Genomic DNA, 14,453 nt, shown 5'->3' on the forward strand with positions numbered 1-14,453 from the left:
GCGGTGGAACGATCCAAATGGGGTGAAGTCATTATGATATCACTGCTGTTTGATCATTCACTCGGCACAACGTCACTCCCCATTCAGCCCCGGTAAGCCCTATGAATTTCCTGCGTCAGTCCAAGTTTTCGACCAAGCTTCTTTCTGCGTTCATCATTTGTGCATTGATCACGCTGGCCGTCGGCGGTTTGGGCATGACCGGTGTTACCCGCCTGGCCAGCGCGCTGGAGCTGACCTTCTCCAACAATCTGGTATCCGTCGGCAACACCAGTGAGACGCTGACCAGCCTTACCGCACACAACCGTGGGCTGTATCGCCTGCTGGATGCGCAGAGCGGTGGTGTGCCGGAGTCCGACAAGGAGCGTGTTCGTCAGGCGCTGGGCGATGACCTGGCTCGCGCCCAGAAAGTGTTTTCTATCTACCGGGCGACGCCGCTGGAAGATGACGAACGTGTTGCTGGTGACCAGATGGAGCAAATGCTGCCAGCCTACATTGCGGGCTCCCAGCAGGTCGTCGAACTGATGCGAGCCGGCGATTACGATAATGCTCGGACCCGCTTGAACGCTCTTTCCGCAGACGGTTTCGTCAAGATTCGCGGCTACATGCGGACCATGATCGACTCCAACAATCGCCAGATCAAGGAAGGCGCCATCGCTGCCGAAAAACTCAAGCAAAGCTCGGTGCTGATGCTGGAAGTCGGTGTGGTGATCGCGTTTCTGGTCGCGATCATGCTCGGCGTGATGATCACCCGCATGATCACCCGTCCTCTGGCCATTGCAGTGGCAAGTGCACAGCGTATTGCCGGTGGTGACCTGACCCAGCCGATTGTTTCTGATCGTGGCGACGAAGCCGGTCAACTGCTCGATGCGCTGTCCGGTATGCAGTCCGGCCTGAAACACACCATTGTGCAGATCGCCAGTGCGGCTGATCAGTTGGCATCGGCGGCCGAAGAGCTGAGCGCTGTGACTGACGAAAGCACTCGCGGGCTGACGCGCCAGAACGATGAAATCCAGCAGGCCGCAACGGCGGTCAACCAGATGACGGCTGCCGTTGAAGAAGTGGCGCGCAACGCAGTGTCGACATCCGAAGCGTCGAAGGCTGCGACCGATGATGCGGTCGATGGTCGTGGTCAGGTTGATCACACGGTCAAGGGCATCACCACCATGGTGCAGGAGATCACCGACTCTACCGGTGCCGTTTCCGAGCTGGCCGGGCACGTGCGGGAAATCAGCAAGGTGCTTGACGTGATTCGCAGCATCGCCGAACAGACCAACCTGCTGGCGCTCAACGCTGCCATTGAAGCTGCACGGGCTGGTGAGCAAGGGCGCGGCTTTGCGGTGGTGGCCGATGAGGTCCGTGCGCTGGCGCATCGCACTCAGGCGTCCACCGTGGAAATCGAAGGCATGATCAGCACCGTGCAGTCCGGTGCTGACGGCGCTGTAGCGGCCATGGGCAAAAGCCTGTCGCTGGCCACCAATACTCAGGAACTGGCCCTGCGTGCCGGTGCCGCGCTGGAAAAAATCACCCTGGGTGTCGCCACGATCAACGAGCGTAACCTGGTCATCGCTTCCGCGTCCGAAGAGCAGGCCCAAGTGGCGCGTGAGGTGGATCGCAACCTGCTCAACATTCAGGACCTTTCGACCCAGAGCGCCGCCGGTGCCAACCAGACCAGCGCTTCGAGCCAGGAATTGTCGCGCCTGGCCACTTCGTTTAATTCGCTGGTTGCTAACTTCAAGCTCTGATAAAGCGGTCTTCTGGCGCACGTCTTTGCCGTACCGGGCAGCCACAGAACAGGAAATTCCGGTCAGGCATGAAAAAGGCATTGCGCCACACCGGGTGATATCGCGCATCATAGGCGTACTCAGCCCGAGAGAGACTTTTCATGTCTGTTACTTCATCTGTCCTGCGACTGTCGCGCCTGAGCGTGTCGTTATCACTTTTGGGCATGCTGTCGTCTGCACTGTTTGCCGGCGCGGCATTCGCCAGCGACGAGACGCAACTGATCGAATCCCTCAACGCCTACCGTGGCCAGGCGCAGCGCTGTGGCGAGCAGGTGTCCATGGAACTGCCGCCGCTGAGCACCGACCCGCGTCTGGTGCTGCCCGCCAGTGGCAACCTGAACCTGCAACAGTCGCTGACCCGCGCGTCTTATCCGATGGTCACCGTGCAGGCGATCAGTCTGTCCGGACCGCGAGATGCGGCGTCGGCGTTGAAGGCGGTGCAGGAGAGTTTCTGCCGCGTGGTGCTGGACCCGCAGTTCGTCGATATCGGGGTCAGCCGGGACGGGCGCGACTGGCGCATCGTGCTGGCGCGCTCGCTGGTGGCATCACGTCTGGGTGACTGGCAAGCAGAAGGTCAGAAAATTCTGGAGATGATCAACACCGCCCGTACCCAGGCGCGTCAGTGCGGTTCTCAATCCTTCGCGGCCACTACACCGTTGAGCTGGAATCAGGTATTGGGGACGGCCGCACAAGGACACTCGCAGGCAATGGCTAATCAGAACTTCTTTGACCACAAGGGGCGCGACGGCCGCACGCCGGGTGACAGGGCCGAGCTTGCCGGCTATCTGGGCCAGCAGATCGGTGAGAATATTGCCGCAGGCCAGGACACTGCCCGCAAGGTCGTGGACGGCTGGCTGGTCAGCCCGGGCCACTGCGCCAACCTGATGACCCCCGGTTTTCGCGAGCTGGGAGCCGCCTACGCGATGGACCCCAAAAGTGACGCGGGGATTTACTGGACAGCCATGTTCGGCACGCAGCAATAGCGCAGCATGGCCGAACGCAGCGACTTTTTGTGTGACGTTTAGAAGCGAAACGCCTGGCGGCCGATCAACAACCACTGGCCCTTTTGCTTTTGCCAGATCTGGAAATTCTCGATTTCGGTCGGCACCACCTTGCCGCTGTTGACTGCCTCTGCGGAAAAGTGATTGCGCACCAGCGCGACGTCGCCTGACAGGGTGATTTTCTGGTTGAGCATCTGCAGGGTGTTGAAGGCGCTCTTACCGGTTTCGAGGTCGGCAATAAACGCTTTCTTGTCTTGAATCGTGCCGCTGGAATGCCCGTAGGTGAGGTTCTCGGCAGTCAGCGCGTTGAGCTGTGCAATGTCCTTGTGCAGCATGGCTTGTGTCAACTGCTCTACAGCTTTGGTAACGTCGGCTTCGTCGGTCGTTGCCGCTGCAACGTAGCCGGAGAACAGGCACAGAAAGCCCATAAGCAGTGTCAGCTTTTTCATCTTCATCCCTTTTCTTGTCATTATCGAATGTGGCGGAACCTGTACAGCTGAATAGTTCATCTGTCATCGTACAACTTAGATCAGGCTGGGGCATTCGACAAGGGGGATATGCCGGGAAGCGCGCTTCCCGGCAATAAACGCTTAAACGCGGAACTGCTTGGTGAGGCGGTTCAGGCCAGCGGCCAGCGTCGACAACTCGGCGGTGGCGATGGCGTTCTGGTTCGAGCCCTCGGAGGTCTGACTCGACAGGTCACGGATGCTGACCAGGCTTCTGTCCACCTCACGCGCCACCTGAGCCTGTTCTTCTGCGGCAGTGGCGATCATCAGGTTGCGCTCGTTGATCTGACTGATGGATTCAGTGATTTCGAGCAGTGCCTTGCCTGCGCCGTTGGCCATTTCCAGCGTCTTGTGCGCCTGCACGCTGGTCTGCTCCATCGCGGTGACAGCGTTGCCGGTGCCGGTCTGAATCGAACCGACCATCTGTTCGATTTCACGGGTCGATTGCTGCGTACGGTGCGCCAGTGCACGAACTTCGTCGGCGACCACCGCAAAACCGCGTCCGGCTTCGCCAGCGCGGGCTGCTTCAATGGCGGCGTTGAGTGCCAGCAGGTTGGTTTGCTCGGCGATGGCGCGGATCACATCCAGTACCTTGCTGATGTCCGTTGCCATGACCGCCAGACCTTGTACCTCGGTGGACGTGAGCTGCACTTTGGACACCATCAGGTTGATGGCCGTGACCGTTTCATCGACCTGTGCGCGCCCCGCCATGGCCGCTGTGCTCGATTGCGATGTCACTTCGGAGGCCGATGCGGCGTTGCTGGCCACTTCCTCGACCGCAGCGCTCATCTGATTGACAGCGGTAGCGGCCATCTCGATTTCGTTGCTCTGGCGCTGAATGGTCCGCGAAGCATCTTCAGTCACTGCATGCATTTCTTCCGACGTTGCGGCCAGTTGAGTGGAGGAATCACCAATCAGCGTCAGCGCGCCACGCAGATTGGTTTGCATGGCGGCGAGGGCGGCAATCAGCCTGGCCGCTTCATCGCTGCCGCTCTGTGGAATGTCTTTGCTCAGATCATTGGCGGCGATGCGTTGCGCGATGTTCAGCGACTCATTGATCGAGCCGGTCAGGCTGCGGGTATACAGCCAGGCGAGCAACAACGTAGCGATTACGCCGACAGCGATAAAAATACCCACCATCCACAGGGTTTGCTGGTAGGCGTCGTCGGCCTGATTACCCGCTCTTTCTGCTTTGCCATCATTGATGCTGATGAGTTTCTTGAGCGTGTTTTCAACCTGGTCCGCCGCGTTTTTCATCTCGCCATTGGAGATGGTGACTGCCTCCTCGAGATTTCCCGCGGCAACGGAAGCCAGGTAATGATTCTGGGCAGTCTGATAATCGCTGGTGGCTTTGTTGAGCTCGTCGAATGCCTGACGTCCTTGAGGGGTCACGATCAACTTGCCGAGTGCATCCGAAAAGCCAGCAATCAGCGCGCGAGACTGCTGAATGTCGCTGAGCGCCTTGGTCTTGCGATCCTGCGGCTCAAGCGGGTTGCGCAAGCGGGCGTTGCTGCCCCTGATGCCGACAAATTCCCGGTCCAGAGAACCCAGCAGCTTCACGCTGGGCAGAACGTTTTCTTCAATGAATTTTTCTGCGGTGTTGAGAAGTGCTGCCTGACGCAGAGCCAATACACCCAATGCAACGATCATCAGACAGAAGATACCGAAACATAAAGCCGAACGCGGGGCGAGGTTGAGTTTTCTTAAAATCATTGTAATTACTCCGAAGGATGCAAGAAGCTATCGCCTTCCTCCGGACTTTCTTGACACGCTGCCTGACTTAAAAAATCAGGCTTTACACACAAGTTGTAAGTAAACGTAACTGGATGCTGGCAACGGTAACCTTCGAGACCGTCAACCTGAGACGCTGTTGATTGCTCGCGGCGCGTCGGATCAGCGTTTTTCCATCCCCAGCATGAACGTATCGACGGCTCTTTCGACCATGGCGCTGATCTGATCGACGCTCAGCCGCTCGGGTGTCTGCTGATAAAGACGAATGTCGGTTTCTGCCGTCAGCAACGAGGTAAGTTGCAGCGCGGCTATATGTGGGTCGGTCTCGCGCAACTGGCCGCGCTGCATGGCTGCAGTCATCAGTGCGGTCACTGTCTGGAGGCATTCCCGAGGGCCGGAATCATAGAACATCATGCCGATGGCGGAGTGCCCGGATTCAGCGACCACCATGCGGTAGACGGCCAGCGCATTGTCATCATTGATGAGCACCATCAGCATTCGCTCGCCGAAACGAGTGAACAGCGTTCTCAACTCTGCGTTTGTATCAGCGCCGTGGTAGGTCGTCAGCTCCGAAACCGCGTCGGCCAGATGGGCCGTTGCGAGCCTGTTGACCACGGCGATGAACAGCTCTTCCTTGGAGGGGAAATAGCTGTAGATCGTTGCCTTGGAGCCACCCATCCGTTTGGTGACTTCGTTCATGGACGCGCGTTCGTAGCCCATTTCGAGGAAAACGCTCGCTGCCGCATCAATGATGGCTTCGCGACGAGCTTCAGTACGGACCTTCATTTATATCCTCAATCCCTTAGTGAACCGGGTAGTGCAGTATGTGCAAAAAATCTCTAGACTGGAACTGAACCGTTCGGTACGATTTCAGCCGGCTTCGTGGAGCTTACTTGAAAAGCAGTTCCAGATAAATGCCGACGAATGGATGCGGTGTTCAACTCTGCAAAATCGATGAGCTGCCTCCCGGCATCCATTGCCTAAAATGTATCCGACGATGGAGTGAACAGGTCTATGAACATCATTGATTTCAATAAGCCCGTCAAACGCTCTTTTCGCGGAAATACGGCACCGGCACCTCCGCTCGAGAAAGTGCTGACCGTCATTCTGAAAACCGATGTGCCTGTCCTTATGGGCATATGCAGCGACGGGCTGCGCAGTAACAGCGCTATTCTGGGCGGTGAATTCCAGGCGGAGTATTTCAGCGGTTCGGTGCTTTCCGGTGGTGGCAATGTGCTTGTCGAGTTGTCGTCAGAGCTTGCCTTTCTGGAAACCCGCTTCACCCTGATCACTCAACTGGGTGAACTGATCAACGTCGAATGTAAAGGCGTTCTGCTCATGGATGAAGAGGGTCAGCAGGAACTGCAGAGCGGCGTATGGCCCATCAGCGAAGGCCACTACCAGTGTACGTGCACGCCACGTTTCCAGGTTTCGCTTGGCCCTAACGACTGGCTGGAGAAAAGCGCCTTCATTGGCAAGATCGAATACATTCAGCGCAACGAAACGTTGATCAGTTTTTACCGGATGAAGCTCTGATTCAATGGGTTGAGTGTTCACGGTTCAAGCGGAGCAAGCCGTGGGGCTTGCTCCATTGCTACGATCAAGAGCCTGGCGGTTCAGAACGTGGCGACTTAAAACGTGACGCTGGCGCTCAAGCGTGCGGTGCGCGGCTCGCCCACGTTGACCTGCAACTGGCTACCGGTGCTTGACGGGTAGTACTGCTTGTCAAACAGGTTGTCCACGTTCAATTGCAGGCGGGTTTTATACCCGGCCATCGGCACGTCCCAGCGCAAAAACGCATCGGCTACGGTGTAGCTGCTCATATAGAAGGTGTTGGCATCGTCGCCAGCGCGCTCGCCAACGTAACGCGCGCCACCACCGGCATGCCATTCGCCCAGGTCCGAAGGAATCTGCAGGTGGTGGGTGAGGTACAGGCTGGCGGTATGTTTCGGCGCCTGACTCAAACGATTGCCCTTGTTGCTTGGGTCATCGAGCACTTCGGTGTGGGTGTAGGCGTAAGTGCCGATCATGTCCCAGCGCTCGGCGATGCGCCCGGTCACGTCCAGCTCTACGCCTTGCGAGCCCACCTTGCCCGCCGCTTCGCTGACGCCGGTAACGCCGGTCGGGGTAACGACGTTTTTCTTCTCGATATCGAACACTGCAAGGTTGAAGTTGAGTTCCGGCGCAAGCGCGTATTTGGCGCCAACTTCATAGCTGCGACCTTCTTCCGGGTCGAAGGTCGTGCCATCGTCGTTCACGTCATCATTGGGTACGAACGAACGGCTGTAGTTGCCGTACAGCGACAGGTCTTCATTGACCTTGAACACCAGGCCGGCCATCGGCAGGAACACATCGTCGTTTTTGTCCAGATTAGTGACGCGGCTGGCACCAAGGCCTTGTTTGATGTACTGGTCATAGTGCTGATAACGGCCGCCAAGCACCAGAATCCAGCGATCGTTAAGGTGCCAGTTGTCCTTGAGGTACAGCGAAGACGAAGTCAGCTGATTGCTCAGGTTGCTGTTCGCCGCGCTGACGACACTGGGCTCGGCCAGGCTGCCATAAACGGGCGAGAAGATATTGAAGCCGTTTTGAGCCGTGTTGCGGTAAGTCTTGCCGCGATACTTGTCGGAGTCTTCCTGCTCGGCGCCGATCAGCAGATCGTGCTGCTGGCCGAGAATGTCCTGCTTGCCGATGAAGTCCCAGCTGGCGTAACGGGTTTCGTAATCGTAGTGGCCGCCGTTGGCCTGACGACGCAACACGCCGCTGCTCGACAGAGTGCTGGGCTGGGCTATCGAGAGGCTGTAGCGGTCATTGTTCCAGCCATAGGTCAGGCGGGTTTTCCAGTCGTCGCTGAGCTGATACTCGAAACGTGCAGTTGCGGTTTCGCTGATGCCGACCGTGTTTGACCACTTCTCGTCGAGACGCTTGTCATAGCTGATGTCTGCCGGGTGGCCGCCGGTGAAAACAGTGCCGCGGTCGAACGGGCTGATGTAGTCGTTGTATTCGTAGGCCAGGGTCAGGCTGGCGCGCTCACCGGTCCAGGACAGCGATGGCGCGATCAGCGTGTGCTGGTCAACGCCGTAGTTACGCCAGTAGTCCTCGCTCTGACGTTCAGCCACCAGCCGGTAGGCCAGCCCGGAATCGCCCAGCGAGCCGGTGGTGTCGACGCTGAAGCTGCCGCCACCTTCACTGTACGCAGAACCGCTCAGGGTGGTGCTTTGCACGTACTGTGGCTGTTTGCTGATCACGTTGATCACGCCGCCCGGTTCCATCGCCCCGTACAGCAGCGATGCAGGGCCTTTGAGCACCTCGACACGCTCGGTGGTCGCGCCGAAATTCTTCGACACCACCGAACGTACGCCATCGCGCAGGATCGAGCCGTCATCGTTGGTGCCGAAACCGCGCTTGATCACCGAGTCCTTGGTGTTGCCCAAGGTATTACCCTGACTGACGCCGCTGACAAATTTCATGGCGTCGTCCAGCGAGCGCACGTTGTAATCGGCGATCGTCTGTGGCGTGACGATGTTGACCGATTGTGCCTCTTCCTTGATAGGCACATCGCTCTTGCTCGCGGTGCTGGTGCTTTTGGCGTTGTAGCCTTCCGAGGCTTCGGAGGCCGCGGCGGAAACCTGCGTGGCAGGCAGCGTGGCGGTTTCTGCTGCATGCACTGGACCGCTGGAGAACATTGCCAGAGACAGCGCAGACAACAGAAAAGGGCCGGGACGGCGAGGGCGTTGGGAGGAGATGCTCAAGGGAGATGCTCTGTCATGACGTTAATAGCAATAATTGTAATTTGATAGTGATTCTCATGTAAATGAGTGAATGACTGATGCGCGTTTGTATCAGTCTTGAAACAGTGCTCTTTGCAGTATCAGGCCAGGTCACAAGGGAGCGTTAAGTTGGCGTCGATCCGCTTGCCCATGCTGATGACAGGCTCCGACGTATACCCAAGTGTTTGATAAAAGGCTTGCACGCTTTCATTGAAGGTATGGATCTGCAGATTGATCTTTACGCAGCCCAGATGAGCAAGTGCCTGTTCGGCGTGTTTCACCAGCGCGCTGCCCAGGCCCTTGCCGCGCTGTTGCGGATCGACCGCAACCGAATACAGCCAGCCGCGGTGCCCGTCATAACCGGCAAGAATGGTCCCGACTATACGGTCGGCACGGTCGTCGTCAGTGGCAGTGGCGACAAAAAACAACCGGTCCTCGACAGCCAGTTTCTTGTCGATCGACAGGTCCGGGCGGTTATGCGGTGTGGTGTCATTGAAGACGGTCTTCCAGAGCTGGATGACCGCGAGGCGGTGATGCGAGTCCGAGTACTCGACAATGGCATTCATTGCGCTGTCCTTGAGTGAGGTACAGCGAGATTACTGTCTGGTGTCTGGCGCTGTCTAACCGGCGTCTTTTTGCCCCTTGTTCTGCCTGTTGGCCTGAGAGGGCGTTGCGGGCGTATCGAGCAGTGAGCGGATCGCCCGGCTGTAGGTGGGCTGGCCGATCTGCATGCTGTTGTTGTGCGTGCCGCCGGGCACCAGTATCAGTTTCTTTGGCTCTTTCGCGGCGGCAAACAGTTGCTCGCTGAAGCGGGCGGGCACGTAACGGTCTTCGGTGCCGTGGACGATCAGCACGGGCATGTGAATGTCGGCGATCTTGTCCAGCGAGTCGAACTTCTGTGACAGCAGCCAGCGCACCGGCAGCGACGTGTTGGCGAGGGCGGTGGCGACGTCGGCCAGATTGGTGAAGGTGGACTCTATGATCAGCCCGCGCGCTTGCACCGGGGCATTGTCCTTTTCGGCGTCATGGCCCAGTTCTGCGGCCAGGTCCACGGCGACCGCGCCGCCCAGCGAGTGCCCGTAGATCAGCCTGCGTTGCGGGTCAGGTTGCAATTGTTTCAAGCGTTGCCAGGCGATGCGTGCGTCTTCATACACGGATTTCTCCGACGGCAACTGGCCCATGCTCTGCCCGAAGCCGCGGTAATCGATGGCCAGTATCGAGTAGCCCTGCGCCTTGAGTTGCTGGATACGAAACAACTGGCCGGTCAGGTTCCATCTTGAACCGTGCAGGTACAGGATGGCCGGAGCATTCTTGTCGGGTGCAGCCCACCACCACGCATGAATATTCTGGGAAGTACCAAAGGCGGGCGTACGCAGCTCTATTTCCTGAACATCGGCGGGCAGCCCGCGGTACCAGCTTGCTGTGCCAGGCTCGATGCGAAACACCAGCTCGCGTTCCTTGTGTTCGAGAACGGCGCAGCCCACCGGCAGGCCGAGGATAATGGCTGCCATCAACACCCATCTGATCGGGCGTGCCTTGAAGCGGGCCAGCAGTGAAATCGCCATGAGGTGCGGGTCTCAGTCAACAAAGTGAAATAAATGCAGGTTTTGCACCAGTCTTGCAAGACGAGACGCCAAACATCGGTTACAGGATATTGCTTGCTTGGGCAATGAAGACGGCGACAGCTTGGGTCAGAGCACGGTGCTGACGCAAACCCCTATGCTTCAATACCTTGCGCCACAGCCCACGAAGGCAGCGTCAACAAACGTCACTGGTTAGCACGATTGGTTATTGAGGTAGCCCTGGCCCATAGCTGCGGATTATGCTGTGTCTGCGCGGGCGCTGTGTTTTTGTCACCTGCCGCCGCCTGAATCGACACTCTGCTTACCGAATCGATCGCGCTTTGTTCAATTTCTTCAAGAGGTTACCGCCAATGTTCCACCACCGTCCCCTGGAAGAAAAAGATGTCCCTGTCATCTGCGAACTGCCGCAGAATGCCGACGAACTGTTTTACATGTTCCCCAGAGCAAACTGGCCGCTGACACCCCCGCAGCTCGCGGACGCGCTGGAGACCCGTCAGGACTCGACGGTCATCGAGATGGACGGTGAGGTCGTTGGCTTCGCCAACTTCTCGCAATGCCACTTTCGCGGCCGCTGCTCGCTGGGCAACGTCATTATCGCGCCCAAGGCCCGCTCCAAAGGGGTAGGCCGTTACATGATCACCCGCATGATGGAGATCGCCTTCGACAAGCACGAAGCCACCGAGCTCATCGCTTCCTGTTACAACCACAACGTGCCGGGGCTGCTGTTTTACCCGCGCATGGGCTTTCGCCCTTACTCGATCGAAGAAAAGCGCGACAAGCAGGGCGCTCGGGTTGCATTGATTCATTTGCGCTTGTCTGGCGAGCAAGCCTGAGGCTTTTCATAAAGGGCGTACGGCCGTTGCCTGTATCGGCCGTGCGTCCCTCTTCTCCGAACTACCCGCGTAACCCCTGACCGTTCGTCAGTTTATATACGGCGCAGGCCATCCATTCCTTGAAGTGCTGATTCGCCTCCTGTGCCCATTTATTGGAAAACAGTAGGGTGAATCGTTTTTGCTGTGTGTTTTTTAATAGCAGGACGGTTTAAACGTTCTGTGCATATTCAGTTATGAAAGTTGCTGGCGATGTGCTCAAGGGTGTATAACTGCGTTAAGCATCAAGTGAGTGGCGACAGATAATTGGCGGGCCGGCACGGGCCGTTTTTAAACGTTGATCAACAATAAAAATTATCGGAACTCTGTCACTGTCGGGACATGCTTACACCCATAAGGAGATAAAGAGATGATCGCGAGTGGATTGTCTGAGTTAGAACTCAGAAGTATTGTCGAGCGTGCGTTCCTGCCGTCGCGTTGTACCTGCACGATTGCCAACCAAGAGATGACCGTGCAGATAAACGACCTGACGTCTGGGCGCATTCTTCACGAAACGGGTATCTCGTTACGCCGGATCAATACCAGCCGTGACATATCCGATCTGGTAGCCAGGCTGCGTCACGGGTTGTCCACTGCCAAAGTGTCTCACGCGCATTACAACGCTGCCTGACGCTGTTGCACCCGCTGATGCCCTTGGCATCGGTCTGTAGGCCTCGGTCATCGCTGATCGGGGCTTTGTCATTTTTGCAGATCCGCTTTTGTCAGGCTTGCCATCTGATCCTGCCTCATCCCTGATCCAGATCCTCCAGAATTCCCCCGGCAAGGCTATTTCGCTGCCCGCCAACTTCACGGCGCTGGAAAACAGTGAGTTATTCGTCGGGTGATTGAAAAATAGTTAGAACGCATAACGCTTTTTAACGTCGCCGGACCTGAGCAAAATCAGGTTGTGAAAAACACAACACCATTCAAATCATCGGGTTGTCGTTGGAAACTGAACGGTCTTTACGCATCGCAGCCGGTTTGACACTGCGGGGTTTGTTTGCAAATATTCAACTCGAGTGCCGTGCCTCGTAACGCATTGTCACTCTTTCAAGGTTGATTATTTTTCAGGCCGACCAACGTTCTGCAAAAAAAGGGCGGTAGCATGGGTTGTTTATTTTTGCTGCGGTCCATAAGTGCAGTTCCCTGTTTGCAGTTGCTGCCGGGGTTACTGTAACTACTTGTGACAATACGTCGTTGTTATGTGACATCCCATCACTTCGGTGGCTGACCACTCATCGTGTTCACCCTGCCTTTTCTCACTCTGAATCACTTCACTCTGAATCGTGCATGGACGCTGGTTCGCCTTACTCGCCAGGTATTCGATCATCCAGAACTTCTGGAATGCACCAACGTTAAATGACGATGGAGCACCATCATGTTTGAAACACGTATGGAAACGACCTGCGGGTGCATCGTAGGGGGCGCCGGGCTTGCCGGTATGGGCTTTCTGTTCAATGCCCTGAAAAGCGGTGCGTTGGCCGACCTTGCTGAAAAAGGGCTGATTGTCATTGATGCGAGTGATCAACCGGGCACGGGCATGCTGGGGCATTACCGGATCACCGCTAACTCGGTAGGTGACGTCTTTATCGACTGCCTGCGCGACCCGGCACTGCGTGATGTGTTTCGGCCGCTGGAATCTTCGGCAGCGTACTGGCGTATCAAGGCGCAAGCGCAAAGTGCGCCGCAGCTGTCCGATGTGGGGCTGCTAATGGCCGAGGCCTCAAGGCTGGTGCTGAGCCACATCGTGCGTCTTTACGGCGTTACGGTCTGGGCAGGTACAACCATTACCGAAGTCGTCATTGAAGACGACAGCTTTCGCTTGCAGATTGAAAGCCCGGACGGGACCAGACGTGTCCGCTGCAAGGCGCTGGTACTCAATCTGGGTGCACGTCAGGACCCACAGCAACTGATCACCAGCCTTGCCCGGCAGGACCTGATGCTATCCGGTACGACGACTATTCAAAGCGCCGACAGGCTGCTGCGCATGAATGCGGTGCAATTGCGCGAAGTGTTTGCCTCTGTACTTGCCAGCAACAGACGCATCACGTTGGTGGGCGGCTCGCACAGTGCTTTTTCGATGCTGGAAAACCTGGCGGATGCCCTCGAGTTCGCCGGTTTGCAGGAGCTGACACTGGTCCATCGCAGCCGCATCAGGCTGTTTTATGAAAACGTCCAACAGGCGCACGCAGCCGGTTATCAGGTCGACTCGCTGCAGGACGTGTGTCCGATATCCGGGCGGGTCAATCGTTCTGGCGGCTTGCGTTACCGGGCGCTGGACATCGGGCGCGAGGCGGCGCTCACTGGCCGGGTTGGCAAGACCGGCGTGCGGGTAAAAATGTTTCAGACGCTGAATGGGCCCATCGGTGATCACGAGCAAGCCAGGCTCGCGCTGGCCGACTCGGGCGTGGTCGTACAGTGCTCTGGCTATCAGGCGGTGTTGCCGACGCTGCGCGATGCCGATGGCAGTCTGGTCAGTCTGCGTGAAAGCAAGGGGGGGCTGGATTCCGACGCATCTGGCTGCCCGCTGGACCAGCATGGGCGCAGGCTGAACGGGCTGTATCTCTTTGGTCTGGGGGCCGGGCTTGGCGTTGACCCACAGTTGGGGAGTGAGCCGGCCTTCGATGGGCGAATCTACGGTGTCTGGCAATTTCATCATGATGCCAGCCGAGCGGTGCTTGAGGCGGTCATCAACAGGCTCGCGCACAAGGCCTCAGTCACCGAAGCATTGTGTGCGGATGTATTCGCTCCGCAGGCGCTTCGTTTGCAGGCCGGCTAGACGGTGTGTTGCGGGGAAGAAAAACGATGGGCCATAAAAAACGGCGTCCCAGGGACGCCGTATGGCCGCTCTGCCCATGCCGGGCAGTTCAGCATTGAATAAGGGGGGTTGCAGGAATTATTGTGGGTCCTGGTTTGGAGCCAGTTCCGCCTGGATACGTTTGTAGATTTCTTCACGATGCACTGAAACATTTTTGGGTGCATTGATGCCCAGGCGGACCTGAAGCCCTTGAACGCCAAGAATCGTGACGGTGATCTCGTCACCGATGTTTATGCTTTCGCCTACTTTGCGAGTGAGTATCAACATAATCTTTTCCTTGATGGCCTCTTGAAAACGCCTCTCTCAAGAGGCTGGCGTTTGCCTTTGCGTGGTGATTGTTGCCGAGTGCATCCAAATGCATCCGTCTTATGACGTCACACTGGTGAATTTAATT

General features: G+C 57.3%; 13 protein-coding genes. 6 read left to right on the forward strand and 7 right to left on the reverse strand.

The genetic code is table 11. The features are described from left to right. The first annotated feature begins 101 nt into the window (after positions 1-101). Entirely contained in the window at positions 102-1,742 is a 1,641-nt protein-coding gene (locus QRN38_RS03980; protein ID WP_007245305.1) for a methyl-accepting chemotaxis protein, read from the forward strand. A gap of 140 nt (positions 1,743-1,882) precedes the next feature. Then, positions 1,883-2,764 (forward strand): CAP domain-containing protein, encoded by an 882-nt coding sequence (locus QRN38_RS03985; RefSeq protein ID WP_010206379.1) that lies wholly within the window; start codon positions 1,883-1,885, stop codon positions 2,762-2,764. A 38-nt stretch (positions 2,765-2,802) separates the two neighbouring features. On the opposite strand, the gene QRN38_RS03990 is transcribed toward QRN38_RS03985, so the two are convergent. The 3 genes from QRN38_RS03990 to tvrR form a co-directional block, all read right to left on the reverse strand. Further along, entirely contained in the window at positions 2,803-3,231 is a 429-nt protein-coding gene (locus QRN38_RS03990) for a nuclear transport factor 2 family protein (RefSeq protein ID WP_032622221.1), read from the reverse strand. 141 nt (positions 3,232-3,372) lie between these two features. Further along, positions 3,373-5,001, reverse strand: a complete 1,629-nt coding sequence (locus tag QRN38_RS03995) for a methyl-accepting chemotaxis protein (RefSeq protein ID WP_057418912.1) — start codon at positions 4,999-5,001, stop codon at positions 3,373-3,375. A gap of 180 nt (positions 5,002-5,181) precedes the next feature. Further along, positions 5,182-5,805, reverse strand: a complete 624-nt coding sequence (tvrR, locus tag QRN38_RS04000) for a TetR/AcrR family transcriptional regulator TvrR (RefSeq protein ID WP_057418913.1) — start codon at positions 5,803-5,805, stop codon at positions 5,182-5,184. A gap of 228 nt (positions 5,806-6,033) precedes the next feature. Here tvrR and QRN38_RS04005 point away from each other — a divergent pair, with 228 nt between their 5' ends. Then, complete coding sequence (locus QRN38_RS04005; protein ID WP_007245310.1) at positions 6,034-6,555, forward strand: DUF3237 domain-containing protein; 522 nt, start codon at positions 6,034-6,036, stop codon at positions 6,553-6,555. 95 nt (positions 6,556-6,650) lie between these two features. On the opposite strand, the gene QRN38_RS04010 is transcribed toward QRN38_RS04005, so the two are convergent. From QRN38_RS04010 to QRN38_RS04020, 3 genes are all read right to left on the reverse strand, one after another. After that, on the reverse strand, positions 6,651-8,771 hold the full coding sequence (locus QRN38_RS04010) for a TonB-dependent siderophore receptor (protein WP_081025477.1): 2,121 nt from the start codon (positions 8,769-8,771) through the stop codon (positions 6,651-6,653). A gap of 119 nt (positions 8,772-8,890) precedes the next feature. After that, positions 8,891-9,355, reverse strand: coding sequence for a GNAT family acetyltransferase (locus QRN38_RS04015; RefSeq protein WP_005765169.1), 465 nt, complete (start codon positions 9,353-9,355; stop codon positions 8,891-8,893). Positions 9,356-9,409: 54 nt separating this feature from the next. Next, positions 9,410-10,354 (reverse strand): alpha/beta hydrolase, encoded by a 945-nt coding sequence (locus tag QRN38_RS04020; protein ID WP_005765167.1) that lies wholly within the window; start codon positions 10,352-10,354, stop codon positions 9,410-9,412. A 368-nt stretch (positions 10,355-10,722) separates the two neighbouring features. Here QRN38_RS04020 and QRN38_RS04025 point away from each other — a divergent pair, with 368 nt between their 5' ends. The 3 genes from QRN38_RS04025 to QRN38_RS04035 all read left to right on the forward strand — a co-directional run bounded on the left by QRN38_RS04025 (position 10,723) and on the right by QRN38_RS04035 (position 14,020). After that, the gene (locus QRN38_RS04025; RefSeq protein WP_005765165.1) at positions 10,723-11,205 is read left to right on the forward strand and encodes a GNAT family N-acetyltransferase; all 483 of its coding nucleotides are present in this window, start codon (positions 10,723-10,725) and stop codon (positions 11,203-11,205) included. A 406-nt stretch (positions 11,206-11,611) separates the two neighbouring features. Continuing rightward, positions 11,612-11,872: a DUF1652 domain-containing protein gene (locus tag QRN38_RS04030; protein ID WP_005765163.1), complete on the forward strand. Its 261-nt coding sequence runs from the start codon at positions 11,612-11,614 to the stop codon at positions 11,870-11,872. Positions 11,873-12,619: 747 nt separating this feature from the next. Further along, a complete protein-coding gene (locus tag QRN38_RS04035) occupies positions 12,620-14,020 on the forward strand; it encodes a pyridine nucleotide-disulfide oxidoreductase (protein WP_057418915.1) in 1,401 nt (466 codons plus the stop codon). Positions 14,021-14,137: 117 nt separating this feature from the next. Here the strand turns inward: QRN38_RS04035 and csrA are convergent, their stop codons facing one another. Then, complete coding sequence (gene csrA / locus QRN38_RS04040) at positions 14,138-14,326, reverse strand: carbon storage regulator CsrA (protein WP_002554157.1); 189 nt, start codon at positions 14,324-14,326, stop codon at positions 14,138-14,140. Positions 14,327-14,453: the final 127 nt, after the last annotated feature.

Origin of the sequence: Pseudomonas sp. CFBP2511 (assembly GCF_030209255.1) — a bacterium.
Classification (GTDB): Bacteria; Pseudomonadota; Gammaproteobacteria; order Pseudomonadales; family Pseudomonadaceae; genus Aquipseudomonas; species Aquipseudomonas avellanae.